Origin of the sequence: Sphingobium sp. WTD-1 (genome assembly GCF_030128825.1) — a bacterium.
Lineage (GTDB): Bacteria > Pseudomonadota > Alphaproteobacteria > Sphingomonadales > Sphingomonadaceae > Sphingobium.
Map to the genome: position 1 here is coordinate 2,411,735 of NZ_CP119127.1, position 25,200 is coordinate 2,436,934.

At 66.2% G+C, this 25,200-nt stretch carries 22 protein-coding genes and 1 riboswitch; all 22 genes read left to right on the top strand.

Translation table 11 applies throughout. The features are described from left to right. The first annotated feature begins 149 nt into the window (after window positions 1-149). The 22 genes from N6H05_RS12050 (at window position 150) to gcvH (ending at window position 25,071) form a co-directional block, all read left to right on the top strand. Window positions 150-647, top strand: coding sequence for a division/cell wall cluster transcriptional repressor MraZ (locus N6H05_RS12050; protein ID WP_004207968.1), 498 nt, complete (start codon window positions 150-152; stop codon window positions 645-647). Next, a complete protein-coding gene (gene rsmH / locus N6H05_RS12055) occupies window positions 644-1,591 on the top strand; it encodes a 16S rRNA (cytosine(1402)-N(4))-methyltransferase RsmH (protein ID WP_284114044.1) in 948 nt (315 codons plus the stop codon). Before N6H05_RS12050 ends, rsmH begins: the two co-directional genes overlap by 4 nt. Then, window positions 1,588-2,241 (top strand): colicin transporter, encoded by a 654-nt coding sequence (locus tag N6H05_RS12060; protein ID WP_284114045.1) that lies wholly within the window; start codon window positions 1,588-1,590, stop codon window positions 2,239-2,241. Before rsmH ends, N6H05_RS12060 begins: the two co-directional genes overlap by 4 nt. Next, on the top strand, window positions 2,241-3,944 hold the full coding sequence (locus N6H05_RS12065) for a peptidoglycan D,D-transpeptidase FtsI family protein (RefSeq protein ID WP_284114046.1): 1,704 nt from the start codon (window positions 2,241-2,243) through the stop codon (window positions 3,942-3,944). Before N6H05_RS12060 ends, N6H05_RS12065 begins: the two co-directional genes overlap by 1 nt. Next, complete coding sequence (locus N6H05_RS12070; protein WP_284114218.1) at window positions 3,944-5,398, top strand: UDP-N-acetylmuramoyl-L-alanyl-D-glutamate--2,6-diaminopimelate ligase; 1,455 nt, start codon at window positions 3,944-3,946, stop codon at window positions 5,396-5,398. Before N6H05_RS12065 ends, N6H05_RS12070 begins: the two co-directional genes overlap by 1 nt. Beyond that, window positions 5,395-6,786: a UDP-N-acetylmuramoyl-tripeptide--D-alanyl-D-alanine ligase gene (locus N6H05_RS12075; RefSeq protein ID WP_284114047.1), complete on the top strand. Its 1,392-nt coding sequence runs from the start codon at window positions 5,395-5,397 to the stop codon at window positions 6,784-6,786. Before N6H05_RS12070 ends, N6H05_RS12075 begins: the two co-directional genes overlap by 4 nt. Next, entirely contained in the window at window positions 6,786-7,859 is a 1,074-nt protein-coding gene (gene mraY, locus N6H05_RS12080; protein WP_017501213.1) for a phospho-N-acetylmuramoyl-pentapeptide-transferase, read from the top strand. The genes N6H05_RS12075 and mraY overlap by 1 nt, the downstream gene beginning before the upstream one ends. A gap of 4 nt (window positions 7,860-7,863) precedes the next feature. Next, a complete protein-coding gene (gene murD, locus N6H05_RS12085) occupies window positions 7,864-9,177 on the top strand; it encodes a UDP-N-acetylmuramoyl-L-alanine--D-glutamate ligase (RefSeq protein ID WP_284114048.1) in 1,314 nt (437 codons plus the stop codon). A 62-nt stretch (window positions 9,178-9,239) separates the two neighbouring features. Further along, the gene (locus N6H05_RS12090) at window positions 9,240-10,442 is read left to right on the top strand and encodes an FtsW/RodA/SpoVE family cell cycle protein (protein WP_284114049.1); all 1,203 of its coding nucleotides are present in this window, start codon (window positions 9,240-9,242) and stop codon (window positions 10,440-10,442) included. Continuing rightward, a complete protein-coding gene (gene murG, locus N6H05_RS12095) occupies window positions 10,439-11,605 on the top strand; it encodes an undecaprenyldiphospho-muramoylpentapeptide beta-N-acetylglucosaminyltransferase (RefSeq protein ID WP_284114050.1) in 1,167 nt (388 codons plus the stop codon). Before N6H05_RS12090 ends, murG begins: the two co-directional genes overlap by 4 nt. A 139-nt stretch (window positions 11,606-11,744) precedes the next feature. Next, window positions 11,745-13,172, top strand: a complete 1,428-nt coding sequence (gene murC / locus N6H05_RS12100; RefSeq protein ID WP_284114051.1) for a UDP-N-acetylmuramate--L-alanine ligase — start codon at window positions 11,745-11,747, stop codon at window positions 13,170-13,172. Beyond that, a complete protein-coding gene (locus N6H05_RS12105) occupies window positions 13,172-13,369 on the top strand; it encodes a hypothetical protein (protein ID WP_004207957.1) in 198 nt (65 codons plus the stop codon). Before murC ends, N6H05_RS12105 begins: the two co-directional genes overlap by 1 nt. A 5-nt stretch (window positions 13,370-13,374) precedes the next feature. Beyond that, window positions 13,375-14,283, top strand: a complete 909-nt coding sequence (murB, locus tag N6H05_RS12110) for a UDP-N-acetylmuramate dehydrogenase (RefSeq protein WP_284114052.1) — start codon at window positions 13,375-13,377, stop codon at window positions 14,281-14,283. Continuing rightward, complete coding sequence (locus tag N6H05_RS12115) at window positions 14,280-15,236, top strand: D-alanine--D-alanine ligase (RefSeq protein ID WP_284114053.1); 957 nt, start codon at window positions 14,280-14,282, stop codon at window positions 15,234-15,236. Before murB ends, N6H05_RS12115 begins: the two co-directional genes overlap by 4 nt. After that, window positions 15,229-16,191, top strand: a complete 963-nt coding sequence (locus N6H05_RS12120; protein WP_004207953.1) for a cell division protein FtsQ/DivIB — start codon at window positions 15,229-15,231, stop codon at window positions 16,189-16,191. Before N6H05_RS12115 ends, N6H05_RS12120 begins: the two co-directional genes overlap by 8 nt. Before the next feature lie 3 nt (window positions 16,192-16,194). Then, window positions 16,195-17,478, top strand: a complete 1,284-nt coding sequence (gene ftsA, locus N6H05_RS12125; protein WP_004207952.1) for a cell division protein FtsA — start codon at window positions 16,195-16,197, stop codon at window positions 17,476-17,478. A 108-nt stretch (window positions 17,479-17,586) separates the two neighbouring features. Beyond that, window positions 17,587-19,047 (top strand): cell division protein FtsZ, encoded by a 1,461-nt coding sequence (ftsZ, locus tag N6H05_RS12130; RefSeq protein ID WP_284114054.1) that lies wholly within the window; start codon window positions 17,587-17,589, stop codon window positions 19,045-19,047. Between the two features lie 127 nt (window positions 19,048-19,174). After that, window positions 19,175-21,154 (top strand): tetratricopeptide repeat protein, encoded by a 1,980-nt coding sequence (locus N6H05_RS12135; protein ID WP_284114056.1) that lies wholly within the window; start codon window positions 19,175-19,177, stop codon window positions 21,152-21,154. Window positions 21,155-21,163: 9 nt separating this feature from the next. Further along, window positions 21,164-22,315, top strand: a complete 1,152-nt coding sequence (locus N6H05_RS12140; RefSeq protein WP_284114057.1) for a deoxyguanosinetriphosphate triphosphohydrolase — start codon at window positions 21,164-21,166, stop codon at window positions 22,313-22,315. Window positions 22,316-22,848: 533 nt separating this feature from the next. Then, window positions 22,849-23,133 carry a hypothetical protein gene (locus tag N6H05_RS12145; protein ID WP_284114058.1) on the top strand — a complete coding sequence of 95 codons (285 nt, stop codon included), beginning with the start codon at window positions 22,849-22,851 and terminating at the stop codon, window positions 23,131-23,133. A 99-nt stretch (window positions 23,134-23,232) separates the two neighbouring features. Next, window positions 23,233-23,333: riboswitch (glycine riboswitch) on the top strand. 176 nt (window positions 23,334-23,509) lie between these two features. Beyond that, window positions 23,510-24,673, top strand: a complete 1,164-nt coding sequence (gene gcvT / locus N6H05_RS12150) for a glycine cleavage system aminomethyltransferase GcvT (RefSeq protein WP_284114059.1) — start codon at window positions 23,510-23,512, stop codon at window positions 24,671-24,673. 26 nt (window positions 24,674-24,699) lie between these two features. Then, window positions 24,700-25,071 carry a glycine cleavage system protein GcvH gene (gcvH, locus tag N6H05_RS12155; RefSeq protein WP_004207946.1) on the top strand — a complete coding sequence of 124 codons (372 nt, stop codon included), beginning with the start codon at window positions 24,700-24,702 and terminating at the stop codon, window positions 25,069-25,071. The last annotated feature ends 129 nt before the right edge of the window (window positions 25,072-25,200 follow it).

Consider the following 25,200-nt stretch of genomic DNA (forward strand, 5'->3'; position numbering starts at 1 on the left):
AATATTTCCCTTTGCAGGCCGCCTCATGCTTGGTAGATATTCCAACATTGGGGTTAGTCAGGCTTTGCGAGAGTCTTGCGCCGGGAGTCGAAAACGCGATTCCGGTGACGGGAAGCCTGCGCCCTGCTTAAAAGGGGCGAATTTCCAGCGTGTCGGACGTCATTCTCTATTCGGGCAACGCGTTCAGCGTCGCGGACGGCAAGGGCCGTTTCGTGCTGCCCCTGGAGATGCGCCGCCAGGTGAAGCTGGCGAGCGGCGGCGAAAACCGCCTGTGCCTTTCGGTCCATATGGACAATGGCTGCGCCACCGGCTTCGGCCTGTCCCATAAGCTGTTCCTGTTCGAGGAAGTGAATGAGCTGGAGCGCGAGGCGCGCGCCGCCAATCGCCCCTTCAACGGCGATCTGGAGCGCGAGAATCGCCTGGGCACGATCGAGGATGTGAATTTCGACGAGGGTGGTCGCTTTTTCCTGCACCCCGATATCAAGGAAGAGGCCGGTATCACCGACGTTGTGTTCTTCTATGGCGTCGGCCGTTATTTCCAGATCTGGAAGCCTGAGGCGCTGGTCGAAAGCCCGGATCGCCCAGCGCTGATCCGCAACAAGGTGCGTCGCTGGCTGGAGCAGCGCGCAGCGGAGGGCGGCAAGTGAGCGCCGCGCAGCATATCCCCGTCCTCCTGACCGAAGTGCTCGATGCGCTCGCCATTGCCCCGGGCGAGCGGCATGTCGACGGCACCTTCGGCGCGGGCGGCTATTCCAGCGCCATGGCGGCCGCTGGCGCGCAGGTCTTCGCCTTTGATCGCGACCCCGATGCGATCCGGGAAGGGCAGGTGCTGGCCGATGAAAAGGGTATCACCCTGATCCCCGGCGAATTTTCGCGGATGGAGGAGTTGCTGGCCGAACGCGGTGTCAGCAGCGTGTCGGGTATCACGCTGGATATCGGCGTGTCGTCGATGCAGCTCGACCGGCCCGAGCGCGGCTTTTCCTTCCAGGCGGACGGTCCGCTCGACATGACGATGAGCCAGGGCGGCATGAGCGCGGCCGATTTCCTCAATACCGCCGCGGAAGAGGATATTGCCGACGTCATCTATCGCTATGGCGAGGAGCCGCGTTCGCGCCGGGTTGCCCGTGCGATCGTCGATGCGCGGCCGCTGGAGCGGACCGGGCAGCTTGCTGCCGTGGTGCGCCGGGCGCTGGGCTACAAGCCGCATGACAAGAAGGATCCCTCGACCCGCACCTTCCAGGCGATCCGCATCCATGTGAATCGCGAACTGGAGGAGCTGGAGCGCGCGCTCGAAGCGGCGGAAGCGCTGCTGGAGCCGGGCGGCCGCCTTGCGATCGTGACCTTCCACAGTCTGGAGGACCGCATCGTCAAGCAGTTCCTGCGCAAGCGCAGCGGCGGCGAGGCGGGCGGATCGCGCCACCTGCCCGAGAAGAAGGCCGAGGTTGCGCCTGCATTCGAAAAGCCCGCCAAGGCCGTCAAACCCGGCGAAACGGAACTGGCGCGCAATCCGCGTGCCCGTTCCGCCACCCTGCGCAGCGCCGTGCGGACCGGCGCCCCTGTTGCCAATGCCCATCGGAGTGCCCGGCCATGATCGCGGTCAAGAGATTGCAGAGCCTGATCTGGGTATTGCTGGTCGCGCTGGGCGCGCTCGGCGCCTATCTCGTCTCCTTGAAGGTCGCGACCGAGCGCAATGACGTGATGCGGGTGCGGATGCAGATTGCGCAGGCGCGCGGTGATATCCGCTATCTGGAAACCGAGTTCAGCGCGCGCGCCAGCATGCGCCAGCTGGAGCGGTGGAACCAGGACGACTTCATGTATGCGACGCCAACCGCCGGCCAGTATCTGGCGGGCGAACAGGCGCTGGCGCATCTGGATGGCGTTCAGCCCAACGGCCCGGACTATGTCGCCCCGCCGGTGATGGTGGCGATGGTCGAGACGCCGGCCGACCTGCCGTCCGCGCCGCAGGCCGCACCGGCCAGTCCAGCCGCCAGCCAGATCCGCAGCGATATCGCCGTGATCCGCGAGGCGCATGCTGCCGACAATGTCGAGAAGCTGGCCAAGCCCACCGCGCCGGTGAAGCTGGCCGAACAGCGTGCGAAGGCCGACGCGGACGTGTCGCGGCCCAATCCGGTCGCGCGCCGGGCCGAGCGCATGGCGATGCTGGATGCCAAGCTGCTGGACGACAGCACCATGGGTGATCTCAGCGCCCGTGCGGCGCGCGAGCGAAAGGGAGGTCGCTAATGGCCACGATCATCGTCCAGCCGGGCGGCGCCCGTGCCGGGCGGCAGCGGGTCAACCTGACGGCGATTGCGCATAATCGCCTGATGTTGCTGCTGATCCTGTTCATGGTCATTACTGCCGTGCTGATCCTGCGACTGACCTGGGTCGGCATTTTCGCGAGCGGCAACGGCAATGGCGATGGATTGTCGGGCTTCACCCCGGCGCGCGCGGACATTGTCGACCGCAATGGCGTGCCGCTGGCGCGGACCATGGACGCCTATTCGATCGCGGTGCGCCCGTCCAAGCTGATCGGTGATCCCGACGAACTGGCGCGCAAGCTGCACGAAATCTTCCCGGACGAGTCCGAAGCGGTGTTCGCCAAGAAGTTGAGGGGGCGCGGCTGGGCCTATCTGCGCCGCCGTGCGCTGCCCGAGGAAGTGGCGGCGGTGAATGCGCTGGGCGAGATCGGCATCGAATTTCCGCGCGAGAAGGAGCGGCTTTATCCGCAGCGCACGCTGGCCGCGCATGTGCTGGGCTTTGCCCCCAATGCTGAGGGCAAGGGCGGCATGGGCGTGGAGGCCGCATTCAACGATCGGATGATTGACCCGGCGCAGCGCAGCAAGCCCTTTGCCATGTCGATCGACAGCCGGGTGCAGGGCGCGCTGGAGAGCGAGCTTTATGCCCAACTGGTGCAGACGCGCGCCAAGGGCGCGGGCGGCATCATCATGGACGTCAATACCGGCGAAGTGATCGCGATGGCCTCGATCCCGGTGTTCGATCCCAACAAGCTCCAGAATTACGCTGGCAAGCGCTGCTCCGAATCGCCGCTCTGCAACCATATGGTGCAGGCCCGTTATGAGTTGGGATCGGCGTTCAAGCCGCTGTCGATCGCGGCCGCCATGGACGCTGGCGTCGTGACCTCGATGAGCAAGCGTTATGACGCGACTGCGCCGCTGGCAGTCGCGGGCTTCCGCATCAAGGACGACCACTCGCTCGGCCGCTGGATCAACGTACCGGAAATCCTGGTCCACAGCTCCAACATCGGCACCGCCCGGATCGCCGACGAAATGGGCGCCGCGCCGCTGCAGAAGCTGTTCCGGAACCTGGATTTCGACCAGCGCTCGCCGATCGAATTCAATGAACGCGCCAAGGGCATCTGGCCGTCCAGCTGGGGTCGCATCACCAGCATGACGACCTCTTATGGTCATGGTATCGCGGTGACCCCGCTGCATCTGGCGGCGGCCTATGCGGCGCTGGTCAATGGCGGCATCTGGCGCCCGGCGACGATCCGCAAGCTCAAGGCCGACGAAGTGCCCGAGGGGCGCCGGGTCTTTTCCGCCGCGACCAGTGCGCGCATGCGCCAGCTGTTGCGGATGATCGTGTCGGCGGGTACAGGGCGTAGCGCCGACGCCAAGGGATTCCGGGTGGGCGGCAAGACGGGTTCCGCTGAAAAGCCCCAGGAAGGGCGCTACAACAAGACTTCGCTGGTGACGACTTTCGCTTCCGCCTTCCCGATGGACAATCCCCGCTATGTGGTTCTCGTCACGATGGACGAGGCGACGGGCCAATATGGCCTGCGTACCGCTGCATGGACGGCTGCGCCGGTGGTGAAGCGGGTGGTGGAGCGCACCGGGCCGATGCTTGGCGTGATGCCGGACGAGCGGCGGGACGTGGATATTTCGGATTTGATGCCGCTGTTGCACGGCGACAAGGAGACAGAGTGATGCGCCTCGGGTCGCTAATCGAGGAGCTGGGCGTCGAGGTCGCCAAATCGGCAAATGTCGACGGCGGCCTCGACACGTCCGTGACGGGTTTCGCCATCGACAATCGCAAGGTTGCGCCGGGCACCATCTTCGGTGCCTTTCAGGGCCTGCGCGTCAATGGCGAGGATTTTATTGCCGACGCGGTGAAGGCCGGTGCGGTCGCGATCGTCGCCCGGCCGGAGGCGAAGGTCGAGGGCGCGGTGCATATCGCCGACGCCAATCCCCGCCGCCTGTTCGCGCAACTGGCCGCGCGCTATTTCGCGCCATTCCCGGATGTGACCGTCGCCGTCACCGGCACCAATGGCAAGACCAGCACGGTCGAACTGGCGCGCCAGCTGTGGCGCATGCTCGGCCACAAGTCGGCCTCGATCGGGACGCTGGGCGTCACCACCTCGGTCGATCAGGTGTCGACCGGCCTCACCACGCCCGACATCGTCACCTTCCTTGCCAACATGTCGGGTCTCAAGCGCGAGGGCATCACCCATGCCGCGTTTGAGGCGTCGAGCCATGGCCTCGACCAGTATCGCACCGAGGGGCTGCCGATTGCGGCCGGCGCCTTCACCAACCTGTCGCGCGATCATCTCGATTATCATGGCGACATGGACAGCTATTTCGACGCCAAGATGCGCCTGTTCGACGAAGTCGTGGGCGATAGCGGCGCGGCCGTCATCTGGGCCGACGATGAATGGTCGGACAAGGCGATCGAGCGGGCTACGAAGCGGGGGCTTCGTGTGCTGAGCGTCGGGGTGCAGGGGCAGGCATTGCGTCTTGCCAACCGCACCCCGACCCAGTTGGGCCAGACGCTGGAGATCGAAGCCGATGGCAAGCTCTACAAGGTCAATCTGCCGCTGATCGGCGCCTATCAGGCGGCCAATGCGCTGACGGCGGCCGGTCTGGTCATCGCGACCGGCGGCGATACCGCCAAGGTGCTGGAATTGCTGGGCCGGGTCCAGCCCGTGCGCGGCCGTCTGGAACGCGCGGTCATCAACAAGGCGGGTGCGCCCGTCTATGTCGACTATGCCCATACGCCCGACGGCCTGCGCGCCGCGATCGAGGCGCTGCGTCCCCATACCAGGGGCAAGCTGATCGCGCTGTTCGGCGCGGGCGGCGATCGCGATGCGGGCAAGCGCCCGCTGATGGGCAAGGTCGCCGCCGATCTGGCCGACCATGTCATCGTGACCGACGACAATCCCCGTTCGGAAGAACCCTCCGCGATCCGCGCCGCCGTGATGGCGGGCGCGCCGGGGGCGGAGGAAATTGGCGGGCGCCGCGCGGCGATTGCCGCGGCCATCGGTCAGGCGGGGGGCGATGACATCGTTCTGCTCGCCGGCAAGGGGCATGAGCAGGGCCAGATCATCGGCGATCGGGTGCTACCCTTTGACGATGTCACCGTGGCACGGGAGTGCGCGGGTTGAGCGATCTCTGGACCTCGGCCGAGATCGCAGACGCTACGGGCGGCGCCGTGTCGGCGCCGTTCGCCGTTTCTGGCGTCGCCTTCGACAGTCGCGAGGTGGGCGCGGGCGACCTGTTCGTCGCGATGAAGGGCGAAACGACCGACGGTCACAAGTTCATCGACAAGGCCTTTGCCCAGGGCGCGGCCGGTGCGATCGTCAGCGAACCGGTCGATTATCCCCATGTGCTGGTAGCCGACTGTGCCGCCGCGCTGGAAGCGTTGGGCCGTGCATCGCGCAAGCGCAGCAACGCGAAGATCATCGGCGTGACCGGCTCGGTCGGCAAGACCGGTACCAAGGAAGCGCTGTTCCATGCCCTTGAACGGGCCTGTCCGGGCGGCGTCCATCGGTCGGTCAAAAGCTATAACAACCATGTCGGCGTGCCGCTGAGCCTGGCGCGGATGCCGCGCGATGCGACCTATGGCGTGTTCGAAATGGGCATGAACCATGCCGGCGAACTGGCTGCGCTGACGCGGCAGGTGCGCCCGAACGTGGCGATCGTGACCGCCATCGCGCCGGCCCACATCGAATTTTTCGGGACCGAGGAAAAGATCGCCGAAGCCAAGGCCGAGATTTTCGAGGGGCTGGAGCCGGGCGGCACCGCCATCATCCCCTATGACAGCCCGCATGTCGCGACCCTCTATGGCAAGGCGGAGCGTCATGCCGATCATATCCTGACCTTTGGCTTCAGCCCGGAGGCGGATATTTTTGTGCGCGATACCGTGCCGGCGCCGGGTGGCGGCACGCTGGTGACCGCCGCGCTGCCGGGGGTGGAGCTTTGCTTCACCGTCGGCGCGCCGGGCGACCATTGGGTGTCCAACTCGCTCGCCGTGCTGGCCGCGGTCGAGGCGCTGGGCGGCGATCTGGCCGCTGCGGGCCTGGCGCTCGCGGAAATGCCGGGCCTGCCCGGACGCGGGGCGCGCCGCATCCTGCCGGTGGCGGGTGGCGAAGCGCTGCTGATCGACGAAAGCTATAACGCTAACCCCTTGAGCATGGCGGCGACGCTCAAGCAATTGGGGCGCGAGCAGGCCGACCGCCGTATCGCCGTGCTGGGCGGCATGCGCGAACTGGGCAGCCGCAGCACCGAACTGCACGCCGCACTCTCGCAACCGTTGAGCGAGAATGGCGTCGACTATGCGATATTGGTGGGCGAGGAGATGGCGCCGCTGGCCAACGCCCTTGGTGGCCTTGTCGCCTTCGACCATGTACCGGACGCCGCGTCGGCCACCGATCTGATCAACAAGGAAATGCGTGCGGGTGACGCGATCCTGGTCAAGGGCTCCAATGGCATCGGGCTGTCCCGCCTGGTCGCCGCCCTTGGCGATGCCGCCCGCGACGGAGATAAAGACTGATGCTCTACTGGCTTGCCCAGACCCTGGATTTTGCGGGGGCCTTCAACCTCATCCGCTACCTGTCCTTCCGAGCGGGCGCGGCGATCGCGACCGCGCTGATCATCGGCCTTGTCATCGGCCCCAAATTCATCGGCTGGCTGCGCGTGCGCCAGGGCAAGGGGCAGCCGATCCGCAGCGACGGGCCGCAGAGCCATCTGGCCAAGCGCGGCACGCCGACCATGGGCGGCCTGATGATCCTGACCTCCATGGTCGTATCGGTGCTGCTGTGGATGGACCTGTCCTCCACCTATGTCTGGGCCTGCCTGTTCGTGACGCTGGGTTTCGGCGCGATCGGCTTCCTCGACGATTATGACAAGGTGACCAAGGCCAGCCACAAGGGGCTGTCGGCCAAGATGCGCCTGGCCTTCGAGTTCCTGATCGCGGGTTTCGCCGCCTGGATGATCGTCAACCAGCATGGCAACACCGCGCTCTACGTGCCCTTCTACAATGGGCCTGCGATCGAACTTGGGCCTTTCTATTTCCTGTTCGCCGCCTTCGTCATCGTCGCTTTCGGCAATGCGGTGAACCTGACCGACGGGCTCGATGGTCTCGCCACCATGCCGGTCATCATCGCCTGCATGGCGTTCATGGCGATCGTCTATCTGGTCGGCCGCGCGGACTTCGCCACCTATCTGGGCATCCCGCATGTGCCGGGCGCGGGCAACCTTACCATATTGTGCGGCGCGATCATCGGCGCGGGGCTGGCCTTCCTCTGGTTCAACGCGCCGCCCGCCGCGGTCTTCATGGGCGATACCGGTAGTCTGGCGCTGGGCGGGACGATCGGCGTGATCGCGGTCACCGCGCATCATGAAATCGTTCTGGGCGTTGTCGGCGGCCTGTTCGTGGTCGAGGCACTGTCGGTCATCATCCAGGTCTTCTTCTACAAGCGGACCGGCAAGCGCGTGTTCAAGATGGCGCCGATCCACCATCATTTCGAACAGCTTGGCTGGGCCGAACCGACCGTGGTGATCCGCTTCTGGATCATCTCCTTCGTGCTGGCGCTCGCCGGCCTTGCCACGCTGAAGCTGAGGTAAGCGGATGATCGTTTCGCAGGCCTTCAAGGGGAAGACCTACGCCGTATTGGGGCTGGCCCGTTCGGGGCTGGCCACGGTCGAGACGCTCGTCGCCAGCGGCGCGCGCGTCGTCGCCTGGGACAGTCGCGAGGAAGCACGGGCGGCCGTCGCCGACAAGGCGGAATTGGGCGACCCGATGGAGATTGACCTGGCCGGTTTCGATGGCATCGTTGTGTCGCCGGGCGTGCCGCTCAACAAGCATCCGATCGCGATGCGGGCAAAGATCGCCGGCGTGCCGATCATTGGCGACATCGAACTGTTCGCGCTCGCCCGGCCGACGCTGCCGCCGCACAAGGTCGTCGGCATCACCGGCACCAACGGCAAGTCGACCACCACGGCGCTGATCCATCACATCATCGAACAGGCCGGCTTCCCGGCGCGGATGGGCGGCAATATCGGCCTGCCGATCCTGGGTCAGGAACCGCTGGAGCCGAACCTGCATGGCGTGGGCGTCTATGTGCTGGAACTGTCCAGCTACCAGATCGACCTCACCCACAGCCTCGACTGCGATGTCGCGGTGCTGCTCAACATCACGCCCGACCATCTCGATCGCTACAACGGCTTTGCCGGCTATGTCGCGTCGAAGGCGCGGCTGTTCGCGATGCAGTCTGCAGAGCATGTCGCGGTCATCGCGACCGAGGATGAGCCGAGCCGTGGCATCGCCGCATCGGCCCCGGCGCAGCTGCGCGAAGTGAAGGCCGCCGATATCGATCCGGAGGCTCAGCTTGGCTGGCCGTCGCTGCAGGGGCCGCACAATGCCCAGAATGCCGCGGTCGCGATCGCCGTCGGCCGGGCATTGGACATCGACGACGCGACCATCATGGCCGCGCTCGCCAGCTATGCCAGCCTGCCGCACCGGATGCAGGCGGTGGGCACGCATAATGGCGTGCTCTATGTCAATGACAGCAAGGCGACCAATGCCGCCTCGACCGCGCCGGCGCTGGGCGCCTGGCCGGCCAGGGATGGCAAGCCGCGCATCCACTGGATTTTGGGCGGCGTCGCCAAGTCCGACAATCTGGACGAATGCGCGCCTTATTATGGCAATATCGCCCATGCCTACACCATCGGTGAGGCGGGCCACATGTTTGCCGACCTGTTGCGGCCGCACATGGCGGTCGATGACAGTGAGATGCTGAGTGCCGCCGTTCGTCGCGCCGCGCGCATCGCCCAGCCGGGCGATGTCGTGCTGTTGTCGCCGGCCTGCGCCAGTTTCGACCAGTTCCGGGATTTCGAGGCGCGCGGCGATGCCTTCGCCGCGGCCGTGAACGCGCTGGAATAGAACGCACTGGAATAGGCAGGGCGATCGGGGGCAACGGGATGGATAGCGAGGGACGGAAAGGCATGTTCAGGGCGGGCGAACTGGTGAAGGGCTTCAAGACCCGCACCGTGCCGCGCGAGCGTACCGCGCTGGCCATCTGGTTCTGGGAAATCGACCGGGTGCTGCTGTCGCTGATCGTCGCGCTGATGGCCATCGGGCTGGTCGCCGTGGCCGCCGCATCGCCGGTGGCCGCGATCGATCGGTCGACCGCGCAGGTGGCGGTCAATCCGCTGATCTATTTCTATCGCCAGCTGATGTGGGTGTTCATCGGCCTGCCGGTCATGCTGGTCATCTCCATGCTGCCCCGGCCGCAGGCGCGGCGGCTGGCGATCTTCCTGGCTGTCTTCTTCTTCCTGATGCTGCTGTTCGTGCCGCTGCTGGGTTCCACCGTGAACGGCGCCAAGCGCTGGATCGACCTGCCGGGCTTCCGCTTCCAGCCCTCGGAATTTCTGAAGCCGGTCTATGTCGTGACGCTGGCCTGGCTGCTGTCGTTGCGCACCAAGGACCAGAGCCTGCCGGTGATGCCGCTCACCGGCGCGATGACGCTGCTGATCGCCGCGATCCTGATGAAACAGCCGGATTTTGGCCAGACGGTCATCTTCCTTGCCTGCTGGGGCGTGCTGCTGATGCTGTCGGGCCTCGAAATGCGCTGGATCGCCATGCTGGGCGGGCTGGCGCTGGCGGGGCTTGTCGCGGTCTACATGTTCTATGAAAATGGCCGCCAGCGCATCAACGACTTCCTCGGCATCGGCGTCCAGATGGACACCGGCCCGGACCAGACGGACCTGGCCTTCCGCACCATCACCCATGGCGGCTTCACCGGCGTCGGGCCGGGCGGCGGCCAGAACAAGTTCCGCCTGCCCGAAGCCCATACCGACTATATCTTCTCGGTGATCGGCGAGGAGTTCGGCCTGCTCGCCTGCATCGCCATCGCCTGCGTCTATCTGGCGATCGTCGTGCGCGTGCTGCTGCGCCTGCTGGACGAGGAGGATAATTTCACCATCCTCGCCGCCGCCGGCCTCACCACCCAGTTCGGGCTGCAGGCGATCATCAATATGGGCGTCAATGCGCAGATTTTTCCGTCAAAGGGCATGACGCTGCCCTTTATCAGCTACGGTGGCTCCTCTATGCTCGCGCTTTGTACCGGCGTCGGCCTGCTGCTCGCATTCACGCGGCGCAACCCCTTCATGGGTCGGCACACGGTCGTCAAATGGAGTGGTCGATGAGCATTTCCCGTCACTTCGTCCTCGCCGCCGGCGGGACGGGTGGTCACATGATTCCCGCGCATGCGGTGGCAGAGGAGCTGATGGCGCGCGGCCATCATGTCGCCCTCGTCACCGATGAACGCGGCGCCAAGATCCCCGGCATCTTCGACAAGGCGCAGGTCCATGTTATGCCGGCGGGCCGCATGACCAAGAATCCGGCGAGCTGGCCCGGCGCCCTGAAGGCGATCCTGGCCGGCCGGGCGATGGCCCGGCGGCTCAACGACACGTTCAAGCCGACTGCCGTGGTCGGCTTTGGCGGCTATCCCGCCATGCCTGCTTTGCTTGGCGCGCTGGCCGACGGCATCCCGACCGCGATCCACGAACAGAATGCGGTGCTGGGCCGGGTCAACCGCCTGCTCGCCGGCCGGGTCGACGCCATCGCCTCCGCCTATCCGGTGGTCGAGCGCCTCAAGGACAAATATGCCGGCAAGGTGCATCTGGTCGGCAATCCGGTGCGCGAGGAAGTGAAGGCGCTGCGCGACGAGGAATTTCCCGCGCTGACCGACGAGAGCGTGTTCCGCGTGCTGGTGATCGGCGGCAGCCAGGGGGCGAGCATCCTGTCGAGCGTCGTGCCCGAAGGGCTGTCGATGCTGCCGATCGCGCTGCGTCGCCGCCTTCAGGTGACGCAGCAGTGTCGCGCCGAGGATATCGAGCGGGTTCGCGCCACCTATGCCGAGATGGAAATCCCGGCCGATCTCGCCACCTATTTCAACGACGTGCCCGAAAAGCTGGGCTGGTCGCACCTGATGATCGCGCGGGCAGGGGCATCGACCCTGGCCGAGCTGACCTGTGCCGGCCGTCCTGCCATCCTGGTGCCGCTGCCCAGCGCCATGGACGATCATCAGACCGCCAATGCGCGCGAGATGACCGAGGCCGGTGGCGCCCGCACCATTCCCCAGTCGCGCTTTACCGCGGTGGAGCTGGCCAAGCAGATGCAGAAGATGGCGCTGGAACCCGGCGCCCTGCAAAATGCCGCCAAGCGCGCCCGTGCCTGTGGCCGCCCGGATGCGGCGCGCGACATGGCAGACCTGCTCGAAAGCATCGGCCCCGCGCCGATCATGAATGAGCCGCTTCGCGTCGGCCCCACGCCGACCACGCTCAATTTGCAGGGCGTCCCTGCATGACCCGCATACATCTCTTCCCGTTCGGGCTGAGCCTGTCGAAGCCCTCTGCTGAGCGGAGCGAAGCCGCTTCGCCTGCGGCTCTGCTGGGCCCTTCGATTTCGCTCAGGGCGAACGGATATTGGAACAAGGAATATCAGGCATGAAGGGTGTCGGCACCGACATCGGCACGATCCATTTCATCGGCATTGGCGGCATCGGCATGTCCGGTATCGCCGAAGTCATGCATAATCTGGGCTACAAGGTTCAAGGATCCGACGTCGCCGAAGGCTATGTCGTGGAAGGGCTGCGCGCCAAGGGCATCAAGGTGATGATCGGCCACAAGGCCGAAAATCTGGGCGATGCCGCCGTGGTCGTCACCTCGACCGCGATCAAGCGGGGCAATCCGGAAGTCGAGCTGGCGCTGGAAAATCGCGTGCCGGTGATCCGCCGCGCCGAAATGCTGGCCGAACTGATGCGTTTGAAGTCCACGGTCGCCATCGCCGGCACCCATGGCAAGACCACGACCACATCGATGGTCGCGGCGCTGCTGGACGCGGGCGGGGTCGATCCGACCGTCATCAATGGCGGCATCATCAACAGCTATGGCTCCAACGCGCGCCTGGGCAACAGCGACTGGATGGTCGTGGAAGCCGATGAGAGCGACGGCAGCTTCCTGCGCCTCGACGGCACGATCGCGGTCGTGACCAATATCGATCCCGAACATCTCGACCATTATGGCAGCTTCGACGCGGTGAAGGACGCCTTTGTCGAGTTTGTCGAGAATGTGCCCTTCTATGGCGCGGCGATGCTCTGCCTCGACCATCCCGAGGTTCAGGCCATCCTGCCGCGCGTGCAGGACCGCCGCATCGTCACCTATGGCTTCTCCGCCCAGGCCGATATTCGCGGCGAGAATGTCCAGCCGGTGCCCGGCGGCAATCGCTTCGACGTCCAGATCCGCGAGCGCGACGGCGCGACCCGCCGGATCGAGGGGATCGAACTGCCCATGCCCGGCCGCCACAATGTGCTGAACGCCATGGCTGCGATCGGCGTGGCGTTGCAGATGGGCATTGATGACGCGACCATCCAGACCGGCTTCGCCAAGTTCGGCGGCGTGAAGCGCCGCTTCACTAAGGTCGGCGAAATCCCGGCCGGCGTAGGCGTCGCCACCGTCATCGACGATTATGGCCACCATCCGGTCGAGATCAAGGCGGTGCTCGCCGCTGCGCGTGAGGGCGCGAAGGGCCGGGTGATCGCCGTGGTCCAGCCGCATCGCTTCACCCGTCTGCGCGACCTGATGGATGATTTCCAGCAGGCCTTCAACGACGCCGACATCGTCTATGCCGCCCCGGTCTATACCGCCGGCGAACAGCCGATCGAGGATGTCGACAGCGCGGCGCTGGTCGCCGGGCTCAAGCGTCGCGGCCATCGCAACGCCGCCACCGTCGCCGATGCGGACGATCTTGCCCGCGTCATCGCCGCCGATGTCCAGGCCGACGACATGATCATCTGCCTGGGCGCCGGCGACATCACCAAATGGGCGGCGGGCCTGTCCGCTGCGGTCACGGCCAAGGTCAAGGAAACCGCCTGATGTTCGAGCTCTTCAATGTCGGCCTCGAAATGCAGAAGCGCATGATCGACATGCAGATGCAGGGCGTGGAAGTCGCGCGCGACATGGTCGAGGCGGCGCAGAAGCAGGTGCAGACCGGCATGGCCGCGCATCAGGCCGGCGAGGCGGGCATGAAGGCGATGAAGAGCTGGATGAATCTCTGGGGCGTGCGCGGTTGACGGTGATGGCTTCTCTCCCGGCCGTTCGCGGCGCGCTCAAGGCCGATGCGCCGCTGGCACCGCTCGTCTGGTTCAAGGCGGGCGGGGCGGCGCAATGGCTGTTCGAGCCCAAGGACGCCGACGATCTGTCCGATTTCCTGGCGATGCTCGATCCGGCGATGCCGGTGATGGCGCTCGGCCTCGGCTCCAACCTGATCGTTCGCGATGGTGGCGTGCCGGGCGTGGTCGTGCGCCTGGGCAAGCCCTTCGCCAAGGTGGAGGCGCTGGACGCCACCACCCTGGTCTGCGGCGGCGGTGCGTCGGGCATCCTCGTCTCCTCGACGGCGCGGGATGCCGGGATTGCCGGTCTTGAATTTCTCCGCTCCATCCCCGGCACGGTCGGCGGCTTCGTGCGGATGAATGGCGGTGCCTATGGCCGCGAGACCGCGGACATATTGGTCGAATGCGACGTGGTGCTGCGCTCGGGCGAGCAGGTGACCTTGCTCGCCAGCGATCTCCATTACAGCTATCGCCATTCCAACATGGTCGACGGCGCGGTTGTCGTGTCGGCGACCTTCCGCGGCGAACCCGGTGAACCGGCCGCGATCCAGGCGGAAATGGACCGCATCGCCACCGCGCGCGAGGAAAGTCAGCCGCTGCGCAGCAAGACCGGCGGATCGACCTTCAAGAACCCGGACGGGCACAAGGCCTGGGCGCTGGTCGATGAAGCGGGCTGTCGCGGCCTCGCGCTGGGCGGCGCGCAGGTGAGCGAGAAGCACACCAATTTCCTGCTCAACACCGGCGACGCCACCAGCGCCGACATCGAAGCGCTGGGCGAGGAAGTCCGCCGCCGCGTCAAGGAAAAGAGCGGCGTCGAGCTGGAATGGGAAATCCAGCGTGTCGGCGTTCAGATGATTGAAGGAAAGAATGCATGAGCCGTGGTCCCTGGCATGTCGCCGTATTGATGGGCGGCTGGTCGGCGGAGCGGCCGGTGTCGCTGTCGAGCGGCGAGGGCGTTGCCAAGGCGCTGGAATCGCGCGGGCATCACGTCACGCGAATCGACATGGATCGCGACGTCGCTGCGCGCCTGGCCGAGACCAGGGCGGATGTGGTGTTCAACGCGCTGCATGGCGTGCCGGGCGAGGATGGTACGGTGCAGGGCATGATGGACCTGATGGGCCTCACCTACACCCATAGCGGCCTTGCCACCTCGGTCATCGCGATCGACAAGCAACTGACCAAGCAGGCGCTGGTGCCGCACGGCATCCCCATGCCCGGCGGCCATATCGTGACGAGCGAGAGCCTCTATGCCGGCGATCCGTTGCCGCGCCCCTATGTTCTGAAGCCCGTCAATGAGGGCAGCTCGGTCGGCGTGGCGATCGTCACGGCCGAGGGCAATTATGGCAATCCCATCGCGCGCGACAGCGTCGGCCCATGGCAGGAGTTTCCCGAGCTTCTGGCCGAACCCTATATTCGCGGGCGCGAACTGACCACCGCCGTGCTGGGCGATGAGGCGCTGCTCGTCACCGAACTGCGCCCCAAGAGCGGCTTCTATGATTTCGATGCCAAATATACCGACGGCATGACCGAACATGTCTGCCCGGCGGAGATACCGGACGACATTACCGAAGCATGCAAGGCGATCGCGCTCAAGGCGCATCAGCTGCTCGGTTGCAAGGGGGCGTCGCGCTCCGACTTCCGCTGGGACGACAGCCAGGGCGTCGAGGGGCTTTACCTGCTGGAGGTCAATACCCAGCCGGGCATGACCCCCTTGAGCCTGGTGCCGGAACAGGCGAAAAAGCTGGGCATCGAATATGCCGAGCTGGTCGAGCGGATCTGCGAGGAAGCATTGACGAGGGGGCCGAATATGGGGGCTGGCAATGGCTGAGGCACGGATCCGGCGCGGCGGCACGGCGCGGCTGAGCACGGCGCGGGGCAAGGTGCGCGCCAAGGCCGGATCGGGCCGTGGCCGCCAGCTCAAGCGCCAATCCTCCTTCGACCGGCTGCTCGAATTGCTGCCGATCAGCGAGGATACGCTGCAGAAGCTGGCGACCTGGGCCATCTTCGCGATCTTCGGTGGCATAGCGATCGCCATCGCCATCTATGCGGGGCTGCCCGACATGGCGCGCCAGCAGGCGGCAAGCCTGGCCGCGCGCGCCGGTTTCGAGGTGGAGAAGGTCGAGGTGCGCGGCGTCGAGCGCATGGACGAGATGCCGGTCTATAATATCGCGCTCGGCCAGGTCGATCGCTCGATGCTCTCGCTCGACCTGCCCAAGGTTCGACAGGAAATGCTGAAGCTTGGCTGGGTCAAGGATGCGCGCATTTCCCGCCGCCTGCCCGACACGCTGGTCGTCGATATCGTCGAGCGTGATCCGGTCGCGGTGTGGCAGCATGACGGGCAACTGCATCTGATCGACGTGGCGGGCGTGGTGCTGCAATCGGTGTCGGCCGGGGCGATGCCCGACCTGCCGCTGGTGGTCGGCCCCAATGCCAATCTCCAGACCGCCGGCCTCAACAAGCTGATGGAAAGCGCGCCTGCCTTGAAGCCGATGCTGGCTGGCGCAACCTGGGTCGGGAACCGTCGCTGGGATCTGCGCTTTCAGTCTGGGGAGACGCTGTCGCTGCCTGAGGGCGAACAGACATCGGCGGCAGCGCTGGTGAATTTCGCGCGCATGGATGGCGTCAACCGGCTGCTCGGCCGGGGCATCGTCAAGTTCGACATGCGTGATCCCGATCGTTTCGTGCTGCGTCTGCCGCAGGGCCAGACCAGCGATAAGCCGGCAGCGGCGGACGCCAAGGCGGAAAAGACCGCAAGTGCGCCTGCCGCAGGTGAGGAAGGCTAAGTCATGGCACAGCCCAAGGTCGAAAAGCTCATCACCGCGATCGATATCGGATCGTGGAAGGTGTCCGCGCTGATTGCGGGGCGCACCGATACGGGTGAGCTGGCGATCCTGGGCACCGGCCAGCGTGAGAGCCGGGGCGTGCGCCGCGGCTTCATCGCCGACATGGAGCGCACCGAACTGGCTGTGCGCGAGACGGTGGAACAGGCCGAGCGTGTCGCCGGCACCAATATCGAGGATGTCTGGGTCAGCTTCTCGGGCGGCAGCCTGGTCAGCGACGTCGTCACGGTCGAGCGCGACATGGGCGGCTATCGCGTCGAGCAGCCGGACATCGATGATCTGCTGACCACCGGCCAGCAGGGCATCGACCCCGATGGCCGCATCATCCTGCACGCGCAGCCGACCTGTTTCACCATCAATGGCAAGGTGCCGGTGAAGAAGCCGCTTGGCATGCATGCCGATCTGCTGGGCGTCGACATCCATGTCGTGCTGGCGGATGGCGCGCCGCTCGCCAATCTCGACCTGTGCGTCCGTGGCGCCTATCTGAACGTCAATTCGATCGTCGCTTCGCCGATCGCGACCGGGCTTGCCTGCCTGTCCGAAGAGGAGCGCGACCTGGGCGTGGCACTGGTCGAGATGGGGGCAGGGGTCACCAATGTCTCGCTCTATGCCGGCGGCATGCTGGTGGGGCTGCATTCGATCCCGATGGGCGCGTCCGACATCACCGACGATATCGCTTCGGCCTTCGGCATTCGCCGCAGCCAGGCGGAGCGGATCAAATGCTTCTATGGCTCGGCGATGCAGAACCGGCGCGACTTCCGCGAGATGATCGAGATCGCGACGCCACATGGCGATGTCGCCATTCCGGGGCAGAGCGCCGGTCCCAATGCGGAAGGCGGCAAGATCACCCGCGCGGCGCTGGTCGGCGTCATCTGCGAACGACTGAACCAGATCATGGCGGAAGTGAATGCGGCGCTGGCCGGCATGGGTTTCAACAGCACCGGGCGCCAGGTCGTGCTGACCGGTGGCGGCGCGGAGATGAAGGGCATTGCCGACTATGCGCAAGGTGCGCTGGGGCGTGCGGTGCGGGTCGGTCGCCCGCGTGGCTTGTCAGCCATGCCCGAAGCGCATAGTGGCCCGGCCTTCGCTACTTTGGCCGGATTGGCGCTTTACGGCGCTTCAAACCCGGTTGATCTTAGGGCGATGGCGCCTGCGCCGCAAACCGTGCATCGTCTGGGCGCCCCGCAATGGTGGCAGCGCATGATGCGGGCGATGCGGACGAATTACTGAGCGAATTTGAACGAAAACGAAAATAGCAGGTGAAATACTCTATTTTCTGGTGTTAACAATTGATGACGGTTGTCACTTCCTGACGAGGAAGCTGAGGGAGCAAAGTATATGAGCATCGAGATCAGCCCGCCGCATGTGGACGAATTGAAGCCACGCATTGCGGTGATAGGCGTTGGCGGTGCAGGCGGTAATGCCATCGCGAACATGATCGCGGCCAGCGTCGAGGGCGTGGACTTCATCGTCGCCAACACCGATGCGCAGGCGTTGAACGCCTCGCCGGCTGAACGGCGCATCCAGCTTGGCCCGCAGATCACCGAGGGTCTGGGTGCCGGTTCGCGCCCTGAAATCGGTCGCGCGGCTGCGGAAGAAACCATCATCACCGTCGAACAGGCGCTGGAAGGCGCCCATATGTGCTTCATCACCGCCGGCATGGGCGGCGGCACCGGCACCGGTGCGGCCCCGGTCATCGCCAAGGCGGCGCGTGAAAAGGGCATCCTGACCGTCGGCGTCGTGACCAAGCCCTTCACCTTCGAGGGCAATCGCCGCATGAAGTCGGCGGAAAGCGGCATCGACGAGTTGCAAAAGCATGTCGACACGCTGATCGTCATCCCGAACCAGAATCTGTTCCTGATCGCCAACCCGAACACGACCTTCAAGGAAGCGTTCCAGATGGCGGACGAGGTGCTGCAGCAGGGCGTGCGCTCGATCACCGACCTGATGATCATGCCGGGCCTCATCAACCTCGACTTTGCCGACGTCCGTTCGGTGATGGGCGAGATGGGCAAGGCGATGATGGGCACCGGCGAAGCGGAAGGCGACGGCCGTGCGCTTCAGGCGGCGGAAAAGGCGATCGCCAACCCGCTGCTCGACGGTGTGTCGATGCGCGGCGCCAAGGGCGTGATCGTGTCGATCGTCGGTGGCGACGACATGCGCCTGATGGAAGTCGACGAAGCGGCCAACCATATCCGCGAACTGGTCGATCCCGATGCGAACATCATCTGGGGCAGCGCCTTCAACGACAATCTGAATGGCAAGATCCGCGTGTCGGTCGTCGCGACCGGCATCGACAATGAAGTTGGCAGCCAGGCCGCCCCGCTGACCCAGCCGTTCAGCTTCGCCAGCCGTCCGGCCGTCGCCGTGCCGCAGTCCGCGCCGCGTCCGGCACCGGTCGCTGCACCGGCCCCGGTTGCTGCCGCACCGGCCCCGGTCGCCGCGCCGGAATCCGAAGCGCTGGAACTGGACGTGCCCGAAGTGCCGGCTCCGGCGCCGCTCGCTGCACCCGCTGTCGAAAAGGCACCGCCGGCCTTCGCGCCGTCGCGTCCGGCCGCTGTGTTCTCGGATGAAGACCCGTCGGAGGATGAACTGCTGCTCGGTGCCGAAGCGGCCGAACCGACCGCACCGGAAGCAGCGCCCAAGCCAGCCCAGCCGGCGCCGCGCGTTGCGACCGGTGGCACGCTGTTCGAGCGTATGGCGGGCCTCACCCGTGGCGGCGAAAAGGCGCCGGGCGTCGAGGAAGGCACGCAGGGGCTGGATATCCCGCGTTTCCTCAATCGCCAGAACAACCAGTAAGGCCAGCGTGCGGGCATAGGCCCGCATTGGCCTGCCAAAGGCGCGCCGTCGGTCGCTTCGGGCGACCCGGCGCGCTTTTTTGTGCAGGTCATTTCCCATTGCTTCCGCGATCCGCTAAGGCAGCCATGTGACACGATCTCATCTATGGATTCTCGGCAGCCTGCTTCTTGCCACGGCTGCGCAGGCGCAAACCGACCAGGCCGATCTGGTCCGGCCCTCGGGCGCCGCGGACCTCAACAATAATCTGGCGAAGCTGGCCACCAATCCGCGTGATTTCAACGCGTTGGTGGGGGCGGGCGAAGCCGCGCTGGAGCTGGACGATGCCCGCGCGGCCGCTGGTTTCTTTGCCCGCGCCGACGCGATCCAGCCCAATAATGGACGCACCAAGGCGGGCCTGGGCCGGGTCATGCTGAAGATGCAGAACCCGGCCGAAGCGCTGCGCCTGTTCGACCAGGCGACCCGTGCCGGCTATTCCGAAGCGACCATCCAGGGCGACCGTGGCCTTGCGCGCGACATGACCGGCGACCAGGCCGGGGCGCAGCGCGATTATCATGCCGCCCTGCAACGCACCCCGGACGATGCCGAACTGGTGCGTCGCTACGCCGCCTCGCTCGGTATTTCGGGGCAGGTGGATGCCGCCGACAAGGTGTTGCAGCCGCTGCTCTACAAGAGCGACCGGGCCGCCTGGCGCTATAATGCCTTCATCCTGGCGATGAACAACCGCCAGGCCGAGGCCAAGAAGGTGGTCGACCAGACCATGCCCGCCCAGCTGGCGAGCGCCATCACCCCCTATATGCAGAAAATGCCCTATCTGACGGCGGCGCAGAAGGCGGCTGCGGTCCATTTTGGCCATTTTCCGCAGGTGGTCGCGACCAGCATCACGCCGATCGTGCCGACCCCGCCGGCGCCGGGCATCCAGCTGGCGTCGCGCGACGCCGCGCCCGCCGCCGCCGCGTCGACCGCGCCGGCCCAGGGGGATCGCCGCACGACCCGCAACGGCAGTGGCCGGCAGCGCGGCACGTCGCTGGCCCGCGCGCCGCTCGGCACGCCCCCCTCTAGCCAGTCCCGCGCCCGCCAGCCTACTGCCAGCCAGCCTGCCGCCAGCCAGCCCGCGCCGACTCAGAACCGGACGCCGATGGCCGCACAAGCCACGCAGCCTGCTGCCCCCACGCCGACGCCTGCGCCCGCAACGGTCCAGCCGCTGCCCGCCGACACGCGCGGACGCCAGCCGGTCGTCCAGCCGATGCCTAGCCAGAGCGCCCGTTCGGAGATGGTGCAGCCGGTGCCCGGTCAGGCGACGGCGCCCGCGCCAATCCCGGCGCCGACCCCCGCCCCGGTCCGCAGCGCATCGGCCGATGTGCAGGGGCCGCCCGCGCCGGGCCTTGACGCGCTGGACGGCGGCGCGCCGCGCTCGACTGCACCGGCGCCGACCACTGGTCAGCCAAGCACCGCCTCGCAGCTCAATTCGAGCGCCCTTGCCCAGGCGTCGAGCGTGACCCCGCCCGCGCCGCAGAGCACGCCGCCTGCGTCGACGCCATCGGCGCCCGTCGCCACCGTATTCACGCCGCCGGCTGACAGCGCCGCGTCGCAGCCGGCGCCGGAGGCGGCCCGGAGCCTCGCCGACATCATCCATGCCATCGACGTGCCCGACAGCGAGCGCCGCTCGAACGTGGTTGCGGTCGACCTGGCCGAGGTCGAGAAGCTGCAGGCCGCCCGCCGCGCCGCTGCGCGTCAGGCCGAAGCCGACAAGGCGAAGAAGGCGGCTGCCGCCAAGGCCAAGGCGGAAGCCGATGCCAAGGCGAAGAAGGAAGCCGAGGAAAAGAAGCGGCTGGCCGCCAATCCCGCGCGCAACTGGGTGCAGATCGGCACCGGGCAGAAGAGCGCGCTGGCCTTCACCTTCAAGCGCTTGCAGGGCAAATATGAAGCGGTCGCGCCGCAGGATGGCTGGAGCGCAAGCTGGGGCCAGACCTCGCGCCTGCTGATCGGTCCCTTTGCCAGCTTCACCCGTGCCAGGGCTGTCGAGGCGGACCTTAAAAAGGCTGGGGCCGACGCCTTCGCCTGGCAGAGCGACGCGGGCGAGGTGGTCGAAAAGCTGGGCAGCAAATAAGGGGTTCGCATGACGATGCTCGCATCCTACGCCTCTCAGCCCGACCAGAGCCGGGGACGGCTCCATGCCGAACCGGGCGGCGAGATGCGCGGCCCGCGCGACGTGTTTCAGCGCGACCGCGACCGCATCATCCATTCGATCTCCTTCCGCCGGCTGCGGCACAAAACGCAGGTGTTCGTGTCGCCCGACGGCGATCATTATCGCGTGCGCATGACCCACAGCCTGGAGGTGGCCCAGATCGGCCGGGCCATCGCCCGCACGCTTGCCCTCAACGAGGATCTGACCGAGGCGCTGTGCCTGGCCCATGATATCGGCCATCCGCCCTTCGGCCATGCCGGCGAGGATGCGCTGGAAGCGGCGCTGGAGGATCATGGCGGCTTCGATCATAATGCGCACACGCTGCGGACGCTGATGCTGCTGGATTCGCCCTATCCGCACTTTCGTGGCCTGAACCTCAGCTGGGAAATGCTGGAGGGGCTGGCCAAGCATAATGGCCCGGTCACCAGGCCGGGCTGGGCGATGCGCGAACTGGACGCGCTGTTCCCGCTTGATCTCACCAGCCATGCCTCGCTGGAGGCGCAGCTGGCGGCGCTGTCGGACGACATCGCCTATGATAATCACGACATTGACGATGGCCTGCGCGCCGGGCTGCTGAGCCTGGAACAGCTTTTGACGGTGCCGCTGGTGCGCCATTGCTGGGACCGGGTGACGGCCCGCTATCCCGACGTGCCGCACGACCGGCTGCTGCGCGAACTGGTGCGCGAACAGATCGGCGTGATGGCCAATGACTTGCTGACCACCACGCGCGCCAATATCTCCGCCGCCGGCGTCGAGACGGTCGCCGATGTCCGCGCGCTGGGCCGCACGCTGGTCGCCTTCTCGCCCGAACTGGCGGCGCAGGAACGCGAGTTGAAGCGCTTCATGTATGCGACCCTCTATCATCATCCCGACCAACTGGCCGCCGCCGATCGGGCGCGGGTGATCGTGATGGACCTGTTCCGTGCCTATCTGGCCGACCCCGCCCTGATGCCGCCCGAATGGCGCGACGAATGCGCGCTGGAGGAACCGACCCGCAGCCGCCATATCGCCGACTTCATCGCCGGCATGACCGATCGCTATGCCGAAAAGCGCCATGCCGAAATTTGCGGGGCCCTGGTCTAGGCGCGAGCGGCCGCCTCCGACGCGACAGTTGAAAGTTCACAGCGTCGTTGCTCGCGCATTCTGGCGTGTTTGCACGGCCCGCGCACCTGCGACGCGCCACCTGGGTCATGTCGACGCGCCTATGACGCCTCTCCCGCGCGACACCGACGCGACAATGAGGCGACAGCGAAACGACGCCGATGGGGCTTTGCGGGAGATAAGGCGGAAGGGGCAGGGGACTGATTCATCGCGCAGGATAGATCAGAGAAAGCCGGAGTAGGAAAGGGCAGGGCGATTAGGGCTCTGGCCGGTGACGACCAGGAGCGGACGTTTCCTACTCCCCTCCCTTCCAGGGAGGGGCCGGGGGTGGGTGCGCCGCGTAGCGGCGGTCTACGGTCGATAGGGCGGAAGCTCGCTACGCTCGCCACCCACCCCAACCCCTCCCTGGAAGGGAGGGGCTATGCCGTGTTCCCACCCAAACTCCGCCAACGGAAACGCTGCGTTGGCGTTCCGCCGGCTGGTCCGGTTGTCGCGCGGGCTTTATCTCTCTGCCCATGACACTGCATCCCCAGATCGCGGCCTTTGCCGCCCAGCTTGACGATCTTTCCCGCCTGTTGCGGGCGCAGGGCGCGCGGCCCTGGGCGGATCGGATCGACCTCATCCAGCGTGCCGTCGCGGACTCCAACTATGCCGGCGTCACCCGCTTCCTAGAGATGTTCGAGGGGGAGGGCGGCTTTGCCGCGCTGACCCTCTCGGACGAAGCGGCCAATGCGGCGCTCTCCGAATGCCGGGTAGCGGCCCGCGCTATGGCGCAGCGGCTGGCGCGCGAGGAGGGGTGATCCGGCTGTAACCTGCATCATACCGAAATTTGCCCGATTGACGCCGCCCGCGCTTTGGGCAAATGCGTGGGGCGTCTCCGGTGCCGAGGATTCGGCAGCGGGCACGATGCGGGAGAGCATGGGCGCCTTTCAGGCTTGAGCCCGTCGCCGAAGGAGCAACCGCCCCGGAATCTCTCAGGCCAAAGGACCGCATCGCGCGTAGATACTCTGGAAAGCGGATGGCCCCGTGCCGTCCCACCGAAGGGGTAAGCCAGTCGGCCCCAAGCCGCTGGTCAAAGCTCTCAGGTTCCGTGACAGAGGGGGTGGCATGCCGGAAGCGCCGATTCGTCGGCTGCGCGGGCCTGTCGCCGCATCCCTCCTACGGAAAGGTCTTGCCATGACCGCCACTGACGACGTCGCCGCCCTCGAAGCAGAACTGCCCCTCGAAGCCCTGCCGCTGGACGCCTGGCACCGTGCCAAGGGCGCGCGCATGGTCGGCTTCGCCGGCTATCACATGCCGATCCAGTATGAAGGCATCATGGCCGAACATAGCTGGACCCGCGAACATGCCGGCCTGTTCGACGTCAGCCATATGGGCCAGCTCACCTTCTCCGACGAGACCGGCGGCACCAGCGTCGACGCGGCGCTCGAAACCCTGCTGCCCAGCGACATCAAGGGATTGAAGCCCTTCCGCCAGCGTTATTCGATGCTGCTGGACGCGGAAGGCGGCATCCTCGACGACCTGATGGTTTCGCGTCCGGGTGACGGCGCGTTCGAAGGCGCGGCGATCTACATGGTCGTCAATGGCGCGACCAAATATGACGATATCGGCTGGATGATCGAACATCTGCCCGACGACGTCACCATGAACCATATGGCCGACCAGGCGCTGCTGGCGCTGCAGGGCCCCGAAGCGGGCGAGGCGATGGCCGCGCTCATCCCCGAAACCGCCGACCTCATCTTCATGCAGTCCGGTCCCTTCACCTGGCGCGGCGTGCCGCTGTGGATCAGCCGGTCGGGCTACACCGGCGAGGATGGCTTTGAAATCAGCGTGCCGGGCGATTCCGTCGCGCTGCTGGCCGATGCGCTGTGCGCACTGCCGCAGGTCAAGCCGATCGGCCTTGGCGCGCGTGACTCGCTGCGTCTGGAAGCCGGCCTGCCGCTCTATGGCCATGACCTGTCGCCCGCCGTCAGCACGATCGGCGCGGACCTGGGCTTTGCCATCCAGAAGCGCCGCCGCGAGGAAGGCGGCTTCATCGGCCATGCCCGCGTGATGAAGGAACTGGCCGATGGCCCCGGTTCCAAGCGTGTCGGCCTGAAGATCGAAGGCCGCCTGCCGGCCCGCGAAGGCGCGCAAATCTATGCCGGCGACGTGCTGGTGGGCGAAGTCACCTCGGGCGGCTTCGCGCCGAGCGTGGGTGCGCCGATCGCCATGGGCTGGGTCAGCCTGCCTTATTCCGCGCTCGACACCGCGCTGGAGATCGAGGTGCGCGGCAAGCGGATTGCAGCGGCGGTTGCGCCGATGCCGTTCGTTCCGCATCGTTATCGCCGCAAGGCCTGAATTACCGCTTTTCGAGGAGAGCAAGCATGAGCCGCTATTTCACCGACGAACATGAATGGATCGACGTTGCAGGCGACATCGCCACCGTCGGCATCACTGACTATGCGCAGGAACAGCTGGGCGACATCGTGTTCGTCGAACTGCCCGCCGAAGGCACGACCTTCGAAAAGGGCGACGACGCCGCCGTCGTGGAATCGGTCAAGGCCGCGTCGGACGTCTATGCCCCGATCTCGGGCGAAGTCGTCGAAGCCAATGGCGCGCTGGAAGACGAGCCGGCGCTGGTCAACAGCGATGCCGAGGAAGATGGCTGGTTCTTCAAGCTGCGCATCGCCGACGCGAGCGAGCTGGAAGGCCTGATGAACGAAGCCGCCTACAAGAAGTTCGTGGCGAGCCTCTGACAAAATAAGCCCCTCCCTTTCAAGGGAGGGGGAAGGGGTGGGTCGCGACCGCAGGGAGCGTCCGCCCTATCGCCACGGAGCAGCGCTCGCTCCGCTCGCGACCCACCCCCATCCCCTCCCTGATAGGGA